Annotated in this window: 8 protein-coding genes and 2 pseudogenes; 5 read left to right on the top strand and 5 right to left on the bottom strand. The window is 67.4% G+C overall.

Annotated features, from left to right (window positions below; genetic code table 11):
• Window positions 1-87: 87 nt before the first annotated feature.
• Both RB614_RS43520 and RB614_RS43515 read right to left on the bottom strand, forming a co-directional pair.
• A complete protein-coding gene (locus RB614_RS43520; protein ID WP_308717325.1) occupies window positions 88-885 on the bottom strand; it encodes a hypothetical protein in 798 nt (265 codons plus the stop codon).
• A gap of 26 nt (window positions 886-911) precedes the next feature.
• Window positions 912-1,640 (bottom strand): NACHT domain-containing protein, encoded by a 729-nt coding sequence (locus RB614_RS43515; RefSeq protein WP_308718591.1) that lies wholly within the window; start codon window positions 1,638-1,640, stop codon window positions 912-914.
• 8 nt (window positions 1,641-1,648) lie between these two features.
• On the opposite strand from RB614_RS43515, the gene RB614_RS43510 reads away from it, so the two are divergent.
• Complete coding sequence (locus RB614_RS43510) at window positions 1,649-2,566, top strand: nucleotidyltransferase domain-containing protein (RefSeq protein WP_308718590.1); 918 nt, start codon at window positions 1,649-1,651, stop codon at window positions 2,564-2,566.
• A gap of 958 nt (window positions 2,567-3,524) precedes the next feature.
• Here the strand turns inward: RB614_RS43510 and RB614_RS43505 are convergent.
• Both RB614_RS43505 and RB614_RS43500 read right to left on the bottom strand, forming a co-directional pair.
• Window positions 3,525-3,684, bottom strand: a pseudogene (locus RB614_RS43505) (transposase); the annotation flags it as partial.
• Window positions 3,685-3,816: 132 nt separating this feature from the next.
• Entirely contained in the window at window positions 3,817-8,580 is a 4,764-nt protein-coding gene (locus RB614_RS43500) for a LamG-like jellyroll fold domain-containing protein (protein WP_308718589.1), read from the bottom strand.
• Between the two features lie 395 nt (window positions 8,581-8,975).
• Between RB614_RS43500 and RB614_RS43495 the strand changes: the two genes are divergently transcribed.
• The 4 genes from RB614_RS43495 to RB614_RS43480 all read left to right on the top strand — a co-directional run bounded on the left by RB614_RS43495 (window position 8,976) and on the right by RB614_RS43480 (window position 18,237).
• On the top strand, window positions 8,976-15,791 hold the full coding sequence (locus RB614_RS43495) for an RHS repeat-associated core domain-containing protein (RefSeq protein ID WP_308718588.1): 6,816 nt from the start codon (window positions 8,976-8,978) through the stop codon (window positions 15,789-15,791).
• Window positions 15,792-15,913: 122 nt separating this feature from the next.
• Entirely contained in the window at window positions 15,914-16,180 is a 267-nt protein-coding gene (locus RB614_RS43490) for a DUF2283 domain-containing protein (protein ID WP_308718587.1), read from the top strand.
• A 408-nt stretch (window positions 16,181-16,588) separates the two neighbouring features.
• Window positions 16,589-17,656: a hypothetical protein gene (locus RB614_RS43485; RefSeq protein WP_308718586.1), complete on the top strand. Its 1,068-nt coding sequence runs from the start codon at window positions 16,589-16,591 to the stop codon at window positions 17,654-17,656.
• A 59-nt stretch (window positions 17,657-17,715) separates the two neighbouring features.
• Entirely contained in the window at window positions 17,716-18,237 is a 522-nt protein-coding gene (locus tag RB614_RS43480) for a hypothetical protein (RefSeq protein WP_308718585.1), read from the top strand.
• A gap of 225 nt (window positions 18,238-18,462) precedes the next feature.
• On the opposite strand, the pseudogene RB614_RS43475 reads toward RB614_RS43480, so the two are convergent.
• Window positions 18,463-18,672 (bottom strand): annotated as a pseudogene (locus RB614_RS43475) (biotin/lipoyl-containing protein); the annotation flags it as partial.
• Window positions 18,673-19,063 lie beyond the last annotated feature (391 nt).

Below are 19,063 nucleotides of genomic sequence, written 5' to 3'. Positions count from 1 at the left end.
TGTGCGGAACGGGTCAGCGGCGGCGGGCTTTGAGTAGCAGGGCGATGCGGCGCGGACCCCGGTAGCCTCGGCGGTCACCGAGGATGGTCAGCGCTTCGCGGGCGAGACGGTGACGGCCGGCGCTGCTCGCGGGGTCATTGGCGATGGCGGCGAGTTGGTCGGCGGCCGAGCCGTTGGTGCTGATTTTGGCGAGCTGGTTGGCGGCCCAGCCGCTGACCAGGGGTTCGGAGGGGCGGGTGGCAGCCAGGCGAGCTGGATCGCGGCGTCGATCCGGTCGTAGGTGTTGGCGGTCTCGTCGGTGGCCATGGTGAGTAGGAGGTCAGCGCCCCGCGGGTTGTCCAGGCTGTGCAGCTCGCGAGCGGCGTACCGGCGGGTGACGGATGCGATGCGCGGATCGGCGACGGTTTCGGCGAGCCGGTCGCCGCCGCGCGGGTCACCCATGCGGCCGACCGCCGTCGCCGTCGTGTACTGCGGGCTCCACCAGCCGGGGCTGCGTGAGGTCTTGAGAGGCGTCTGGGCGGCCGTGTCGATCAGGCGGCGGTCGGTGACCACGCCGTCGGTCGTCAGCGTGGCGATGAACTTGCCACCGTCCGCGCCGCTGCGGCGGGCCACCTTGAGTAGCGCGCCGGTGAGGTCGGGCCGCCCCTGCCAGGCGGCGACGAGGAACGAGGCGAAGGACTCGTCGCGGGGTATGCGCCACCGGCTCGCCCGCCCTCCCCACGAGCTCGCCCACTCCCTCGCGCGCGCGTCCGGGTGCAGCCGCCAGTGGAACATGGCGCGGAACAGCTTGTCGCTGCGGCGGGGATCGGCGGCGAGGTGGGCCGCGGCGAGGAACTCGCCGACAGTCTGGTGGAAGAACGCGAAGTCGTCGCCGTGCTGCACCATCAGCCCGCCGCGCCGTAGCAGGTCCGCTATGGACGATCGCCAAATCCCATCGGGTACGTGCGCCGGGCGCAGCTGGCCGGTCCAGCGCGCCAGCAGGTCGATCGCCGGTGTGGTGTCGTCGGCGTGCCGGGCCGCCGCCAGGCGCCCGAGCAGCCCGTCGAACCAATCGGCGAGATGGGCGGCGGCGTCGACGGCGGAGTGGCCGTACCGTTCGAATCCCTTCTCCAGCTGGGGTGGATGCCGCCGTCGGCGGCGAACCGGCGCTCCCGAAGGAGGTCTACAAAGGACTGGTACACGCCGGCGCGCCCCTGGGGCAGGTCCCGCTCGGGGCGCAGGACGAACAGCTGGCACAGCATCGTGGCGATCAGCGGCGTGCGGGCCAACTCGGCGAGGGACGTATAGCGTACCGCCCGGGTGAAGCCGGCCGCGGACGCGGCCGGATCGGGCAGGCCAAGGGCGGCGAACCACCGCTCGGCGAAGCCGGTCAGCCCCGCCGCCAGCGGCAGCAGCTCGAACCGGGGCCACCCCGCCTTCGGCAGCTCACCGTCGGCCAGCGGCCGGGTGGCGACGACGAACCGATAGCGGTCGCCCGGGACCGCGGTGAGCTTGCGGACCACCGTGCGGCGCCGGTCGGCGTCGAGGACCTCGTCCAGGCCGTCGACGAGGACGAGCCGCGCAGCGGCTGTCGCACGCCGACCGGATCTAGCCGTCGCATCGATCCCGTCAACTGCTCCGACATCCCTGTGGAAGGACACTGGACTGCATGAAGCGCGAACGCGCCCTCGACCTGGTCGTACAGATGCTGCAACGGCTCGAGGCCGGTGCCGAGTCCTGGCCACTGCGCCTGGTCACTGAGGTGTATGTGTTCGGCTCGTTCGCCCGCGGCGCACCCGAGCCGAACGACGTCGACATCTATGTGGAGATCGACAACGGCGACGAGGAATGGTTCGAACACGTCGCCGGCACGTCGGGCAGCAACCGTGACCCCTACACACTGCTGCGGCGTGGCCTGGGTGGGAACCGCCGCGGCTACCAGTTCCTGTTCGTGGGCCGGGCCCGGTTCGACTTCCCGCTCACTCTGCTGTGGCGGCGCGGCGAACCCGCCAGGATCGCGGTTCAGCGGCTGCACGCCATCCCGGTCGACCCGGACGCCGGACGGGCGCCCCGGCACGCCATGCTGCCCGAGCTCGACGGCCTCGACCGGTGGATTCCCCGCCGCTACCGGGAGCACCTGGCACACGCCGTCCAGAACGGGGCGGTGCGGCTGGACCGCATCGAGCTGGCCGACGCGTCGCCGCGCAACGCGGCGGCCCTCGATCACATCGACGAGCGGTGGAAGCCGACCAGCCCGCTGCACCGGGCTGGCCGGGGCGTCCTGGCTCACCTCGAGCAACGCGGCGTCGATCCGGCCGAGATCCATCTGCACGGCCGCGACGTCGACGATTCGCCGACGCCCTATTTCGCGGGTTTCAAGCTGCGGTACTTCGCGTCGATCCCGCGATGCCTGAGCACCCGTCAGGGCCTCGAATGGCTCGAAGTCGTGCACCCCCACGCCGGCCGCGCCGCTGCACGCCCTACGCATCGTGCCCACCAAACCCGAGCTGCTCGTGAACACCCGCTGGCGGTGACAGCGGCCAACCCGGCCGCGTGCCGACGGGGTCGCCGGGGGAGCGGGCGCTAGATGATCTCTGCTCCCATTTTGCTCCCAATGTAAGTAGCAGAAGTGAAACGGCTCATTACCTCTGGATCGGTAACGAGCCGCTGACCTGCGAGAACTCTGGTGGGCGATACTGGGTTTGAACCAGTGACCTCTTCCGTGTCAACGAAATAGCTGCGACGCCCTGACCTGCGCGTTTCCAGGAACCGCAGGTCGCGGCGGGGTAGTAACGAGCAGGTCAGCGCGGTTGGATGCGGTTCGGAGCCGTTGGGAGCATCCTGCTGCTCCCAATCTGCTCCCATCCTGCGGAGCCTTCGGCGTCGGCCACGGAGGCACAACGGGCTTCGCGGCCTGATTCAGCGCCGTTCGTCAGATCCCCGTCGATGACAAGCACTATCGGCTGTCTGCTCCTCAGGGGAGGTGGCCAAGGATAGGCGCCGTCAGTGGAGAAACATCGACAACGAGCGGGCGTCGCCCTCCTCGCTGTGCGTGAGTTCGTTGTGGTCCAAGTCCGGGCCACATGCCACAGCTGGCGGAACGCTCCGCAGCCGCGCAACGACGGAAGCTCCACTAACCCAAGATACCGGAGACTGTTTATTCGGGTAAATCGGGAGAGAATTCGATTCCCTGGTGGATGCGAAAATGGCGGCACAATTGGTGGTGGGGGAGGAGTAATGACTGTTCTCGTAGTGGAGCGATCGTCGCCGACCGTCAAGATCCGCGTCGAGGTGGAGTTGTCTAACCTCCGCAACGGATTTCAAATGCAGGAGCGAATCAAGGAGTTTTTGGCCGCTCTTATTACCGAGTACGAGTCGAATGACGAGTCACGGAGAGACGTCACTTCTTGACTTCCGACTCCGCGCATGACGTCAACGCTGACGTCACGGAGGCCGTGTGGGTTGCCTTGGGACGTATACTCTGCTGGCGCCAACTACGAAGTACACGTCCGACCTTTGCGTGGGGAGGTGCCCCGCCGCAGCTACGGGATCACCAGATCCACCGTGCCAGCCCTGGTATCCCATTCCTGCTGCCGGTACCCGTTACGGGGGTTCGTGTGCTCTTCGCGGCGCTGTCCGTACGGCGCACCACACCGCGTCCGCCTCGGCCGACATCAGCGCGTCCGCGAACGTCATCACCATCGCGCCGCTGTCCCGATGGCTTTTGACGGGCCCGGACCCTGTCTGCCGTGTCCGAGTTCGGCACGGCACACCAGGGTCCGGGCCTGCCAATCGAGCGGCGTCGGGGATTCGGGCCGGAGGGTGTGGCGGGGGTGGTCAGGTGTTGGCGAAGTATCCGAGGCAGTCGATGACGAGGTGGCTGGTTGCTCCGGCGGTTTGGCTGGTGTAGATGGCGACGGTGCCTTGGTTGGCGGTGGGGAGGGTGAGGCCGGCGATGGTTTGGTTGGCGGCGAAGTCCATGTTGGAGATGAGGGGGCGGGTGGTGCTGGCGTCGTAGGTGGTGAGGTAGCCGCCGGCGGTGGGTTGGGTGATGGTGACGTTGAGGATGAGGGTGGGTGCGTTGGCGATGACGGTGTTGCCTTGGGCGATGGTTTTGGTGCTGTTGCTGGGTACGGGGCCGCCGTCGCGTCGGGTGTCGATCATGCGGGTGGCGTTGATGGGGTGGTATTTCTGTCCGTTGGTGCCGGTGGTGAAGTAGCCGAGGATGTCGGCGATGAGGTGGGCGTTGGTACCGCCGCTTTTGAAGATGGCGATTTTTCCGTTGGTGCCGACGGGGACGATGGACATGGCGGCGATGTTGCCGTTGACGGGGAACTGGAGTCCGGAGACGCCGGGTCGGGTGGTGCCGTCCGCGTAGGTGGTGAGGAAGCCGAAGGTGTCGGGGCTGAGGATGGTGAAGTTGACGGCGACGGCTTTGGCGCCGGTGGGGACGCCGGCGGTGCCGGTGACCTGCAGGGTGGTGGTGCTGTTGGCGGGTAGGGGGCCGGTGACGCCGCCGGTGCCGTTTCGGGTGTCGAGTAGGCGGGTGGGGGTGGTGGGGGTGTAGCTGGTGTTGCCGGTGGCGGTTTCGTCGGAGGTGAAGTATCCGGTGATGTCGGCGAGCAGGTGGATGGTGCTGGCGTTGTTGTAGAGGTTGATGTATCCGTTGGCGCCGACGGCGGTGATGACGTAGTTGGCGATGGTGACGCCGCTGCCGAAGTCGAGGGCTGCGGTGGCGGGTCGTGGGGTGTTGTCGGGCCAGACGCGGACGTGGCCGCCGCCGCTGGGTGAGACGACGGTCAGGGACATGGCGACGGCGGTGACGTTGGTGGCGGGGATGCCGTTGGCGCCGGCGATTCTCAGGCGGATGGTGCTGCCCGGGGGCAGGGGTCCGTTGGTGCCGCCGATGTTGTTGCGGGTGTCGAGCGCGCGGACCTGGGCGATGGGCTGGTAGTAGCTGGGTGGGGTGACGGCTTGGGCGGGGTCGATGTCCTGGTTCCAGACCAGTACGTGGGCGACCTGCCCGTTGAGGTGGCCGGCGATGGCGGTGTTCGAGGTGCGGTGGGCGCCGAACCGGAACGTGCCGCCGGCGTTCCAGACGGTGGTGTGGGTGTTGTAGGAGACCTTGACGCCGTTGACGAACAGTTCCATGAGGCCGGTGGAGCGTTTGTAGGTGGCGGTCAGGTGGGTCCAGATGCCGGGCCGGACGGTGTTGGGGGCGGAGTTGGTGGTGTCCCAGCCGGCGGTGGCCGAGTCGGTGGTGGACAGGGCGAACCGCCAGCTTTTGTCGGCGGCTTCGGCCCAGAGTTTGAAGCCGGCGCCGTTGGTGCCGTCCTGGGACAGCACGGTACCGCCGGCGGTGTGCGGTTTGACCCAGGCGGAGACGGTGAAGTCGGCGTTGGTGGCCAGGGCGGGGCCGGTGGTGGTGAGGGTGCTGTTGGTGCCGTCGAAGGCGACGTCGGGGTCGTAGAGGTCGCCGCTGTTCCAGGCGGCGTTGCCGGCGCCGGTGGCGGCCAGGGTGCCGACGGTGTCGGTGGCGGTGTTGGTGCCGGTGACCGGCCCGTCCTCGTGGTCGTTGAGGAACCAGGCGTGGGTGCTGGTGAGCAGGCTCTGCCCGGTCTGGGCGGTGATGGTGCCGGCCCCTGCGGTGAGGTTGCTGACGAGGTGGGCGGTGGTGGCGCCGTTGGCGCCGACGGTCCACAGGTCCGCGGTGTCGTTGCCGTCGACGTCGGTGGCGTGCAGCTTGACGGCGGCGTTGGTGTTCCAGCCGGAGGCTCGCAGGGTGTGGGCGGTGTGGCTGAACGTTTGCGCGTTGATGTCGAAGGCGAGGTTGGTCCACAGGTGCAGCGCGCCGGTGGAGCGTTGCCACAGGAACATGGCGGTGCCCGTTGAGGTTTGGGCGGTGGCGATGGTCCAGGTGTTCCAGTCCACGCCGCCGGTGGGGGTGGGGGTGGTCAGCTGTGGGGGGAACGCCCAGCCCACGGCCGAGCCCTGGTTGGGGTAGTAGTTGAGGTAGTAGCCGATGGTGGGGTCGCCGGCGATGGCGATGAGGTCGGGGAAGGCGTGGCCGGACCCGGAGCTGGTGCCGGCGTTGGCCACCTGTAGTGGGTTCAGGCCGTTCATGTCGGACAGCAGCCCGGCCCAGATGGTCTCCTGGGTGCCGGAGATGTGGGCTGGGATGGCGGTGCCGTCGCCGTTGCCGCGCAGGACGACGCCACCGCCGGCGTTCTCGCCGCTGGTGCCGGCGTATCCGGTGGGGTAGTAGACGAGGACGTCCTGCAGGCCGGTGCCGGTGAAGTGTCCGGTGATGATCTGTGCGGAGTTGAAGTCGGTGGGGCTGTGGGTCAGCTCCGTGCCGGCGGGGGTGGTCCGGACGCCGTTGCCGTTGGCGCCGATGTTGGTGGTGGCGGTGACGACCTGGCCGGTGTTCTTGCCGGCGCCGAGCCAGAGCCCGGAGGGCAGGTTGTTGGTCGCGCCGACGGTGAGCAGGTCGGCGACGCCGTCGCCGGTGAGGTCGCCGTCGGGTGCGGTTTCGGCGGGGGTGGCGTTGAAGGTGACCGAGGCGGCCTCACCGATGTTCCCGCCGGGGGAGAGGCTGGTGACGGTGAGGGTGTTGGTGAACCGGGGCGGGGTGACGGTGATGGTCGCGTTGCCGGAGGTCGCGGTGACGTTGCCGGGCGGGCCGCCGTTGAGCTGGTACAGGTAGCCGCTGGGCGTACTGCCGGTGGCCGGTGGGGTCACGGTCACCGTGACGGACTGGCCGATGACGGCGCTGCTGTCGGGTTGGGAGACGGTGGGTGGCCCGGTGCGGGTCGGGTCGAACTTGAAGTTGCAGGTGGTCGACCAGTCGCTGGTTTTGTTGAAGTCGGTGGCCTGGACCCGCCAGGAGAACTGGGTGATCGTCCCGCCGGCGGCGGTGCGCAGCGTGGTGAGGGGGACGACCAGCACGGCGGTGCTGCTTGAGGGGTAGGTGAGCAGGTTGGGGTCGGAGGAGGCCAGGATCGTGCCGGGGGTGGAGGTCTTCCACAGGTTGAACCGCACGCCCAGGACACCGCCGTTGCGGTCGGAGACCGGCGCGTACAGGGTGACCTGCCCGTCCCCGACGGTGGTCGGGGTGGCTGCGGTGCACGAGGTGGCCGGCGAGGTGGTCATGCCGGTCGGCTTGTTCGGGGTGTGGTTGTAGGTGACTGTCAACCGTGGGCTGGTCTGGAGGAACTCTTTCCAGCCGTTGGTGTCGGTCTCGCTCTGGGCGACCAGCGCGAACGTCTGGGTTTTCTTGTTGCTGTTGACCGCGGCCGAGACCGCGGCCTTGACGTCGAACGAGACGCCGGCGGCCGGGCAGGAGGAGTTGTAGCCGTGCGCGACGTCCTGGTAGTCGGCGACCGAGCCGAGGGAGACACCGCTCCACGCGTTCCAGCTGGCGTTGGACTGGGTGAGGGTGGTGCCCGGGGCGAAGAGGTTGACCCGGCTCGCGGTGCACGAGTAGGAGTGGGTCTGGGTGATGTCCAGCCGTGCGGTGTTGATGGTCGCCCCGGCCAGGGTGGTCGTGGCGATCGGGAAGTTGACCAGCGTGCGGGACCGGATCTCGCCGCTGTAGCCGACCTGCATCCGTCCACGCGGATCCGGTGTGGTCTTCCAGTAGTTGGTCGAGGCGTGCTGGGCGGGGATGGTCGCCCAGCCGTTGTTGGCGGCGCCGACCGATGACCAGGTGAAGGTCGGGTCGACGTACACCGGGTAGGTGGTTTCCGGGCCGGTGAGCAGCGTCGCGTCCGGGGTGAGCTCGATGCCCGCTGTGGTCACCTGTACGGCGATCGGGGCGAGCCGTGCTCCCGCGCCTGGTCCGTCCACCGTGGAGTGGTCGTCTGGGCGGGAAGGGGCAGTGCGTGCCGCCGGTGCGGTGGTCGAGTCCCAGGCCATCGGGGTCGGGGCGGTGAGCACGATCTGGCCGGTGCGGTTCCTGCCGGTGATGTTGCCGGCCGCGTCCGCCGACATCGTCACGCCGGTCGTCTGGGTGGCGACGGTCAGCTGCTGCAAGGCCGGGTTGGCGGCGGCTTCGGCGGTGTGGACCACGAACACGTGCGACAGCCCGCCCTGGATGTCGGCGGTCACGACCAGGTCCACGTCCGGCAGCACGTTCGTGTAGGTGGCCGAGTCGCCGTCGAGCGTGGGCTGCGGCAGCGTCATCGGCAGGGTGAACGCGACCGACATGCCGGCGCTGGCCATGGTGGCCATCGGCCCGGAGCCGCCGCCGGACAGCGTGAGCTGGCTGCTGGTCACGGCAGGGGCGACGCTGCCGCCCGGCCCGGGGCCCAGGGTGGCGTCCAGGTCCCACCACTGGTCACCGACCCGTTTACGGGTCGGTGACACCGACCGCGACAGTGTGAGCGTCCCGTCCGGGTTCGCCGTCACCTCGTCGGTGGAGGTCTTCGCCGCGTCCACCGGCACCGGCGCGTCGGTCTGCCGGGCCCGCGCCAACGCCTGCTCGACGGTCATCACCGGCGAGTCCGGCGCGGTGACCAGCGGCGGCTCTTCCGGCGCCGGGGTCGGGATGGCGTGCGCCGGGACCACCGCGACGGTGACCGCCGCGACCAGCCCGGCCAAAGGCGTTGCGACATAACGGCGTACCGGCCTGGAAACCGACCAACCGACCATTGAGGACCTCCCCGTCTAGCCCGCGGGCGCCGGCGTGTTTCGTCTCGGCGGGCACAGTAACCAGGGCCGGTGCGTGTGCGCGATCATCGGGTCGAGAGGATCTGTTCGGTTTGTTTAGCACGGTCCCGTTCGTACCCCCGTACGAGACGAACTGTTACCGTTCCGTGATCTTTGGGGGGCAGAGTGCATCGGTCGCGTCGTGCGAGAGTGACGCCCACGGACGATCAAGGGCGGCAGCCCGGGTCGTTCGTTAGCGTTTGTCCACTCTGTATGGATGCGGGGACTCGATGGTGCGGTCGCGCGGAAATCGTGGGCTTCAAGGCTGGCTGAAGGCGTCGTCAACCGTGGCCGCAGCTGTGGTGATGACGCTCGTCGTGACGACGGCGCCGTCGTCCGCGAAACCGGCCACGCAGGAGGTGTCGAAGCCGGCGGCCCCGACCACCTCACCCGGACCCGCGGTCACCAAGGTCAAGCCGCTGCAGTTCCAGTTCACCAAGCCACGCGACGCGGCGGCCGAGAACTTCACCCCGAAGGCGACAGCGTGGCCCAAGCCGGTCCAAGCATCGATAGACCTGGCGGCCCCCACCGCGAAGACCCGCGAAGGGGCCACTACACGGGCGGCCGGAACGCCGGTCTGGGCAAGAGCCGTTGCCTCCGGCGACGGGCGGTACGCCGGTCCGGCATCGGTCGACGCCCGGGTACTGGACCAGGAGGTTGCCCGGGCCGCGGGCATCAACGGGGTGCTGTTCACGGTGGCGCCGGCCGGTGGCGGCGGCGCCGGGCAGGTCCGGGTCGGGCTCGACTACGGCGAGTTCGCCGAGGCGTACGGCGCCAACTACGGCTCCCGGCTGCGTCTGGTCCAGCTGCCCAGCTGCGTGACGACGACACCAGACGCGGCCGGCTGCCGCCGGGCGACGCCACTGCGATCCACCAACGACCCGGCGGCGCAAAGCGTGTCCGCGTCGCTGACCTTGTCGGCTGCGGCGCCGATTGTGGTGGCGGCCGTCGCGGGCGCTGGCGAGGAAGGCGGTACGGGCGGCACGTACGCGGCCACCGACCTCAAGCCGTCCGGGTCCTGGTCCGGCGGCGGCAGCACCGGCTCGTTCACCTACTCGTACCCGATCACTGTGCCGCCGGCCGCCTCGAGCCTGGCCCCAAGGGTGGAGCTCGCCTACGACTCCGGCAGTGTGGACGGGCAGACCGCGGCGACCCAGGCGCAAGCCTCGTGGGTCGGTGACGGATGGTCCACACCGCGGTCCTACATCGAGCAGACCTTCACGTCCTGCGCGGACGAGCCCGGTGGGAGCCCGGCACCGCAGCCGATCGCGGACCAGTGCTACAACGGGCCGGTCCTGACCATGTCGCTCAACGGCGCCACGACCGCGCTGGTGTGGGACAGCACCAGGCAGCTGTGGCGACCGCAGACCGAGGACGGCTCCGTCATCGCGCACGTGACCAACTCCGGCAACGGTTCCGGGACCTACAACACCGACTACTGGCGGGTCACGGCCCGGGACGGCACGGTGTACGAGTTCGGCCGCAACCACCTTCCGGGCTGGTCCTCGGGCAAGGCGGCGACGAACTCGGTGGACCGGGTACCGGTGTACTCGCCACATTCCGGGGATCCGTGCTACAACGCGTCCGGGTTCTCCGCCTCGTGGTGTGACATGGCCTACCGGTGGAACCTCGACCACGTCGTCGACGCGCGCGGCAACGCGATGGCCTACTACTACAAGCAGGACATCAACCACTACGGACGTAACGACGGTGCGGTCGACGAGGACTATGTCCGCGACAGCTACCTGGACCGGATCGACTACGGCTTCCGCGACGGCGGCGCCTACGGCACCGTCCCCAACCGCGTGGTCTTCGGCACCGGGCCGCGCTGCGTGTCCGGCACCTGTACGCCGTTGGGCGAGTCGACGAAGGCAAACTGGCCGGACGTGCCCTACGACCTGATCTGCGCCTCCGGCACCAACTGCGACGTGTGGACGCCGTCGTTCTTCTCCACCGTGCGGCTCACGTCGATCACCACCCAGCAGTGGTCGACCGCCACCTCCAGCTACCCGCCGGTGGACTCGTTCGCGCTGTCGCAGACCATCCCCGCCACCGGTGACGGGAACGCGCCGACGCTGTGGCTGGCCTCTATCGCCCGGACCGGGCACGACACGACGGCGGGTGGCTCCACCGCCGCGATCACGCTGCCGTCCGTGTCGTTTGCCAGCATCAAGCTGCCCAACCGGGTCGACCCCGCTGGCCTGACAGCGTTCTACCGCCACCGGATCGAGACCGTCACCACCGAGACCGGCTCGGTGATCACCGCAAGCTACGAGCTGCCCCAACCCTGCACCGCGCCGGTGTCGCTGAACCCGGCGACCAACACCAGGTCCTGCTACCCGGTGTACTGGACACCGGACGGCTACACGGCACCGTTCCGGGACTGGTTCCACAAGTATGCGGTCACCCGGGTCACCGCCACCGACCCCACCGGCGGCGCACCCGCCACCTCCACCAACTACGCGTACGAAGGTGGCGCGGCGTGGCGGTACGACGAGAACGAGGTCGTCAAGAAGAAGTACCGCACCTACGGCCAGTTCCGCGGCTACGGCACCGTCAAAACTCTGGCCGGCGACGGCGTCAACGACCCGAGGACCCTGTCACAGACCACCTACTACCGGGGGATGTCGAAGAACAACTCCACCACCGTGGTCAACGTGACCGACTCGGCCGGCGGCGTGCACGAGGACCTCGACCAGCTCGCCGGTAAAGAGCTCGAGACCACGGCCCACCTCGGCGAGGGCGGCCCGGTAGACAACTCCACCATCACCTCTTACTGGGTGTCGGCCGCAACCGCCAGCCGAACACGCACCGGACTGCCGGCCCTGACCGCGAACTGGACCGCCCCGGTGCTCACCTACAGCCGGCAGGCGGTCACCGGCAGCGGCGGCACGACCTGGCGGTACACCACCACCGACAACAGCTACGACACGTCGGTCACCTCGCCGACGGTCGGCGTGCTCAAACACGCCTACACCCACACCGTGCCACCCGATCCGGCGTACGACAGCTGCACCACCAGGACGTACGCGCCTACCAACACGAGCAAGAACCTGGTGGACCTGGTCGCCCAGGTCGAGACCGTCTCCGTGGCCTGCGGCGGCTACACCGCCGGCACACCGGCGTCCGTGCCAGGAACGCTCAACACCCTGACCGCGCCGTCGAGCGTCAACCGACCCGCCCAGGTTGTCACCGCCGAGCGCACCTTCTACGACGACACCAACTGGGCCACCGCCTTCCCGCAGACAGCGGCGCCGACCACGGGCAACGTGACGATGAAACGCCGGGCCGTCGACTACACCGGCGGCGCCTACACCTGGCAGACCACCACACGGTCCACCTACGACAGCTACGGCCGACCCGTGGACACCTACGACGGCAACGGCAACAAGACCACTTACGGTTACACCACCAACAGCGTCGGCCTGACCACCGCCGCCACCGTCACCAACCCGCTGTCCCAGACCACCACGAGCACCCTGGACACCCTCCGCGGGCTGACCACGACCACCACCGACCCGAACAATGTGGTTACCACCCAGCAGTACGACGCGCTCGGCCGGGCGACCGCGGTGTGGCTGTACTCGCGGGCGACGACCGTGTCGGCGAACTACAAGTTCAGCTACCTGGTCCAGAAGAACGATGTCACCGCGACCACCACGTCGAAGCTGAACGACTCCAGCGGCTACGTCGCGTCGACCACCATCTACGACGCGCAGCTGCGGGTGCGGCAGACCCAGGCGATGACACCCCAGTCCGGGCGGATGGTCACCGACGCGTTCTACGACAGCCGCGGGTGGGTCCGCTCGTCGAACAACGGTTGGTGGCACCCAGGGTCGCTGCCCAGTACGACCCCGATCCGGCCGGACCAGGTGAGCCCACCCCCGCAGCTGCCCAACCAGACCTTCTACACCTACGACGGCCTCGGCCGGGTGGTCGTCGAGGCCGCCGCCAAGAACAACCTCGAGGTGTCGCGGACCACGACGGTGTACAACGGCGACCGCACCACCGTCATCCCACCCGAGGGCGGCGTCGTCAAAACCACCGTCACCGACCCGCTGGGCCGGACCAGCCAGCTGTTGGACCACAGCGTCAAGCCGACGCTGAACACGCCGGCCAACACGTTCACCGGCATCTTCTCCATCACCGGCGGCACCGCGGTCACCTCCACCTACGGGTACGACAGCCACGGCAACCAGAACAGCGTCACCGACGCCGACGGCAACACCTGGACGTCCACGTACAACCTGCTCGGCCAGGTCACCGCCAAATCCGACCCGGACGCCGGCGACACCACCGGCATGACCTACGACGGCAACGGCAACCTGCTGCAAGCCACCGACGCCCGCGCCAGGACCACCTCCACCACATACGACGCGCTCAACCGCCGGACCGGCCGGTACGCCGCACCGACCGCCTCCCAGTCCGCGGCCAACCAGCTCGCCGCCTGGGTGTACGACAACGCCAACAACGCGATCGCCACACCGCGGTACGTGGTCGGCCAGCTGACGACCGCGACCGCGTACTCGGGCGGGGCGGCCTACACCGTGCAGCAGACCAACTTCAACGTCTTCGGCAAGCCGGTCGGCCAAACCGTCACCATTCCCGCCAGCGAAGGCCTGCTCGGCGGTACCTACACGTTCAACTACCAGTACTCCACCACCACCGGACTGCTCGGCAGGATCAGCTATCCGCCCAAGGGCGCCCTCCCCGCCGAAACCGTCACCCACGGCTACTCCACCGCCTTCGACCTACCCAGCACCCTCGCCGGCCTCGGCGGCTACGCCCAGGGCGTCACCTACGACGCCTTCACCCGGGTCAACCAGCAAACCATCGGCGGCGCCGTACCCGACCGCGCTTTCGTCACCAACACCTACGACGACCACACCGGACGGCTCACCGACCAGCTCGTCACCCGCATGGGCACCACACCCGGCGACGTCGACAAACAGCACTACGACTACGACAAGGCCGGCAACCCGATCCGGCAGGTCTCCACCCGCCTCGGCGCCACGACCCCGTCCGAGACCCAGTGCTTCCGCTACGACAACCTCCAACGGCTCACCAAGGCCTGGACCGCGACCGACAACTGTGCGGTCGAACCCACTCCGACCAGCCGCGCCATGGTCGGCAGCGGCCTCGGCAGTACCAGCGCCTACTGGACGGGCTGGGAGTTCGACCCAATCGGTAACCGCACCAGACAGACCCGCTACTCCACCACCGGCGGCAGCGACACCACCACCACCTACACCTACGACGGCAACGGCGCGGACCAGCCACACACCCTCACCAGCACCGCCACCACCGGCGCCGCGCCCAGCTCCACCACCTATGGCTACGACACCGCCGGCAACACGACCAGCCGCAACGCCGGCAACGGCAACCAAACCCTCACCTGGAACGACGCCGGCCAACTCACCGCCATCAACGGCAGCACCGCCGGAAACAGCACCTTCCTCTACGACGCCGACGGCAACCTGCTCATGCAGAAAGACCCCGGCGCCACCACGCTCTACCTGCCCGGGCAGCAGCTCACCCTCAACACCACCACCCAAGCCATCACCGGCGCCCGCTACCACGCGCTACCCGGCGGCGGCATGGCCATCCGCACCGGCAGCGGCGCCAACTACAGCTTCGCCATCACCGACCGCCAAGGAACACCCACCCTGTACCTGAACAACACCGCGCAGACGCCCACCTGGCGCCAGTACACCCCCTACGGCGAACCGCGCGGCGTCATCTCCGCCTGGCCGGACAACCGCGGCTTCCTCAACAAACCCACCAACGCCGCCACCGGCCTGACCAACATCGGCGCACGCGACTACGACCCGGCCGCCGGCCGGTTCATCTCCATCGACCCGATCATGGACCTCACCGTTCCCCAACAATGGAACGGCTACGCCTACAGCGAAAACAACCCCACCACATTCAGCGACCCAACCGGCGAAAAGTCCTGCTCCGACTTCGTCTGCGCGCCCGGCGCCGACTACACCGACATCAACGGCGACTACGTCAACTCGCCCGGCCACAACGACGGCTGCGGCGGCTGCAGCGGCAGCGAAGATCCCGAATATCCTCAAGGCGAGAACCCAAACCGGAATCGCCTGGGCCGAGTCATCGTCATTCCCGACAGCGTCAGCAAGGAAGAATTCACTAGAATCTGGTTCAATAACCTCAAAAAGGAGTATGCGTCGTTCGGGCCTTTCTACAACGACTACGAAGCCGCGCATCAGGAGTACGCATACGCCATGTGGGTATGCCGCCAGATGGGCGGTAATGGTTGCGGCGAATGGTATGGGGAACTGTACGACGGCTTCGTGGCTACGCTGAGTGACCTTCCCATGGATGAACGGTCGTTGGGGCCAAACGTGACGCTTGGACCGAACGGCATCCAGTTCAAAAACCCAAAGGTACCCGGACCAGAAAGTCCACCCGCCACAAATGGGAAGAGTGGCTTGACAGGCGGCTGCAGGAGCTTCGGCGCTGACACCAAGGTCCTAATGGCCGATGGATCGGCCAAGCCGATCAGTGAAGTCCAGGATGGCGATCAGGTCCTCGCCGCTGCCCCCGAGAGCGGCGCGGTAGGTTCGCAGACCGTTACCCACGCCTGGCACCACGAGGACGAACTGGTAAGCCTGGAACTCGTCGGTGCTTCTATCGTCACGACCGAGGACCATCCATTCTGGAACCAGACTGACAGGCAATGGCAGCTAGCCGAGGATCTGGACGCTGGCGATGAACTGACTACCCCGTCCGGTGATGCGGTCACAGTGGTGGGGCTAGTCGACGGCAGCCGACACGTGGATGTTGCATATAACCTCACTGTCGCTGTCGTCCATACCTATTACGTCTTTGTGGGCACCCAGCCCGTGTTGGTTCACAACTGTCCGGCGGGGGGCGGCGGCCAGTACATCAAGGGATATACTTCTCACGGTCAACAGCGGATGGACGAACGAGGAATATCGCGAGACATGGCAGAACAAGCTGTCGCGAGCGGTCGAAGGAGCCGAGGGCACGACCCCGGTACTACTAAATACACCGGTCGTAAGGTTTGGGTGGTCCTGAACAAAGCCGGAAAGGTCATCTCAGCTGGCTGGAATTAGTCGAGATCCTGCACGTCCTGCCTCGCCTCCCTGCAGGACGTGGACCGCGATTGCCACCAAGGCCTGCGAGCCGATCCACCAAGGACTGGCCGTCCTGAACCCTATGTGCGAGCATGATCAGCATGAGCATCGAGACAACCATCCCGCTGGTTTGTACCTACGACAGTGAGGCGAACGCGGCATATATCTATCTGCAGCACCCGGTCCCTGCCGGAGCTGCTGAAAAGACCGCTAGACTTGACGCCCACCGCGGCATGTTCAACCTGGACCTGAATGCTCACGGCCATGTCGTTGGCTTGGAAATCCTCAACGCGCGCGAACAACTACCGCCCCCCCTGCTGCAGGCGATCCTGCGCCACGACCCGACTCAACTCAAGAACGGACAATGATCACTGTCGGGAGGCATCACGATCACTTCCCCATCCATCAGATACCTCGATCTGGCGCGGCCGGGCATCGTCGTCAAGGCACCGGTACGGACCTGAGAAAACTAAAGAGGCTCCGCCTCGGACCGTCGAGGTGGGTGGTCGTGGTTCGTGGTGAGGGTGCGGCTGGTTGATCCCGGTTGTTGGTGTGACCGTTGATCAGGGCGTCTCCGTCGATGTGGGAGGTGCCTGGTGGCGAAGCGTCCGGTCACGGTCAATGATCTTCTCGATGGTCAGGTAGGGCTGGACATCGAGTGTGCTGACCGGGTTTACCTCAACGGGTATGTGTCTCCGATGGCGCCGGCGCGGGTGAGCGCCTCGTGGTGGCGTTTCTTGGTGGAGGTGAGGTCGCCCTAGGTGGACACTGTGAGGGTGTTAGAGGCCGACCTTCAGCGCCTGATGGCGGCGCGCCGCACGCCGACCTTGCGTCCGATGCTGCCGCCGGTGTGTGCACTCGTGGCGGTTACGGACACCAACGTGCTGGCGAGGCAGGCATGTCGCTTGGTCCGCGAAGTTGGCGGCGGCGACGGGCTCGTGACCGGCTTGGCCGCGACCGGTCGATCCAACGTGTTCGTGGGGGCCCATGTACCGGGCGAGCTTGCGGAACGTTTAACGGTGGTGGCCGCGTCGACTGGTGTGGGCATTGCCGATGCCGAGCGCGCGCTGTGGGAGGAAGTCATGCCTAGCGTGGCGGTCGTGGACGTGGCCGTCGGTGACTGCCTCAGCCCGAGAGCCAAGCGGGTTCTGCGTGACGATTCGATTTTGCCGCGGTCGATGCGTGGCGACCCGGATGATGTGGAGACGGTCGCTGTTGCGGAGCTCTTGGCGCCGGCCGTCGTTCTCAGCGCTGACAGCGTGTTCGCCCGGCTTGGCATGGCGAGTGCCTCCGTCAGCTGGGTCGGGGCCGCGCAGAGCCTGCTGCGCGCTGCGGGGTTCGAGGCGAGTTTGGCTGACGCGGCGTTCGTGGTAGAGGTGGCCGGGCGGCTGTTGTTCCTTGGGGCGGGAGCCGGAGCGCGGCTCGCTGCTCGGTATCCGCTTCCCGCGCTCGCCGTTGCGGCCGCCGCCGTTTATCTGGCGTGGCGATACGACTTCCTGGACCGAGACCGGCTGCGTTCGGGCATACGGCGACTCGGAGACGTGGTAGAGCCTGTGGCCGAGATATTCGGTGCTGCGGCAGATGGATGGGCTCGCGCCAGGCAGGCTCTCTTCGTGATAGAGCCGGTTGGCTCGCCGACCACGGAGCAACTGGCGGCGCGGCATCTGGTTCGATGCGGTCGAGCGCTTACCCCAAGTGAGCTAGGCGACGAACTGCCGTACGCAGGCCACCGCATCACCGCCGCAGCACTCAAGCGGACTATGCGGGCACATCCCGCCTTCCTTCGCCTGCCCGGAGACCGGTACGTCGTTGGGCGTACCGCTGTCAGACCTAGAGCCGCATAGTTCCGCACGGCGCATCGCGGGCCAACAAAATCGGCCGACCAGCACGTAGAGTCCTGGCTGTGACTGTTACGGATTGGATCCTTCTCGTTTCTCAATTGACGGGCACGGTCGGCGCAGTTGCTGCTGTTTGGGTGGCGGTTGTCGCGATCAGGCGTGGTAACGCCAATGCCCGAGCAGCCGAGCTGGCTTTGTTACACGAGAGGCGTGTCAACTTCGAACTTTCAGTACTGCGGGATCTCGGCCAGGTCAATCTTGTTCCTGACGGAACGCCGCTGGCGATTGGGCACCTACACCTTCTGGCATCGATGTTACCGATCGAGATGATTCCTGTGGCGAGAGTGGTCGCAGGGCTTGAAACCACCTGGGAGGCCGGGGAGCTGCGAGATAAGACGGCTGATCGACTGAAGGACGACCCGCACCAAGATTGGGAAAAGTATCCGGTGTGGGGAGCGCTTCAACGCAATATCCAGGATGAGCTAATTGTGGCGGCCGAGAATCTAGTCCGAGACCGCAGTAGACCATATAGCGTTGACACAATACGTGAGCCCAACCTTGGCGGCAGCCTAAACTGGCCCGCCTAGCTGAAAGCGACTCGCTCGGGTTCGTCAATGGCTGACAGTACGACGAAGCACAGGCGGTCGACCCGCATGGCCGCTTGTAGCACCCCATGATCGGCTTAACTGTCATGCCGCGAGCTGCGCGCTACGAGCTGTTAACCGGGAACTGGCCGGCCGGTTCGGGCTGTGCTGTTGTTCGGCTGGTCAGTTACTCCGCTGGCTGCCGTCGGACGTGCCGGCAGAAGGCTCGATCGCTGCGATTGCCGCCCCGACCGGTGCGGTCTTTCCTGCCGCGACCTTGATCTCCAGCAGGGTGCCGGAAGCTTGCGCGGGTATCTCGGTGTCGACCTTGTCGGTGGAGACCTCGACCAGCGGTTCGCCTGCCTCGACGGTGTCGCCGACATGTTTGAGCCAGCGTGTCACGGTGGCCTCGACGACGTGCTCGCCGAATGCCGGCATCGTGACAAACACGGCGAGGTCGCCGTGCCGTGCGGTGTTGGCCAGTGTGACCGCGGGGGTGGGCTGCTTCTGCCGGGTTGTAGCAGGGTCACATCGTCGCGAGCGGTAGTGCTTCCACAGGACGGTAGTGGCGGCCAGGCCGAGAAGTACTGCGGCGGCGCCCTTCCATTGCCGTTCGAATGCTGGGCGCTGATCCCCGAGTGCGGCATCGCCGGCCAGCGTGAGGCAGATGAGGGCGACGAGCCAGCCGTGGGGACGCGAGATCGGTGACGGCTCTGCTCGGGCACGAATAGCTGACACCAGCGCGAGGGCGGTGCTCGCGACAACCACAAGGGGCAACCCGACACGCCATACCGAGCCGATGAGCTGCACGCAACGCAGTATGGGGCAG

It is taken from the genome of Phytohabitans maris, from assembly GCF_031085175.1.
In the GTDB taxonomy this organism is placed as follows: domain Bacteria; phylum Actinomycetota; class Actinomycetes; order Mycobacteriales; family Micromonosporaceae; genus Phytohabitans; species Phytohabitans maris.
This window is presented reverse-complemented; position numbering and strand designations above follow the sequence as displayed.

Excerpts from the sequence above, each read along its gene's own strand:
- RB614_RS43520 (WP_308717325.1), bottom strand. The coding sequence starts at position 885 with ATGGTGCAGCACGGCGACGACTTCGCGTTCTTCCACCAGACTGTCGGC.
- RB614_RS43510 (WP_308718590.1), top strand. The coding sequence starts at position 1,649 with ATGAAGCGCGAACGCGCCCTCGACCTGGTCGTACAGATGCTGCAACGG.
- RB614_RS43490 (WP_308718587.1), top strand. The coding sequence starts at position 15,914 with ATGAGCATCGAGACAACCATCCCGCTGGTTTGTACCTACGACAGTGAG.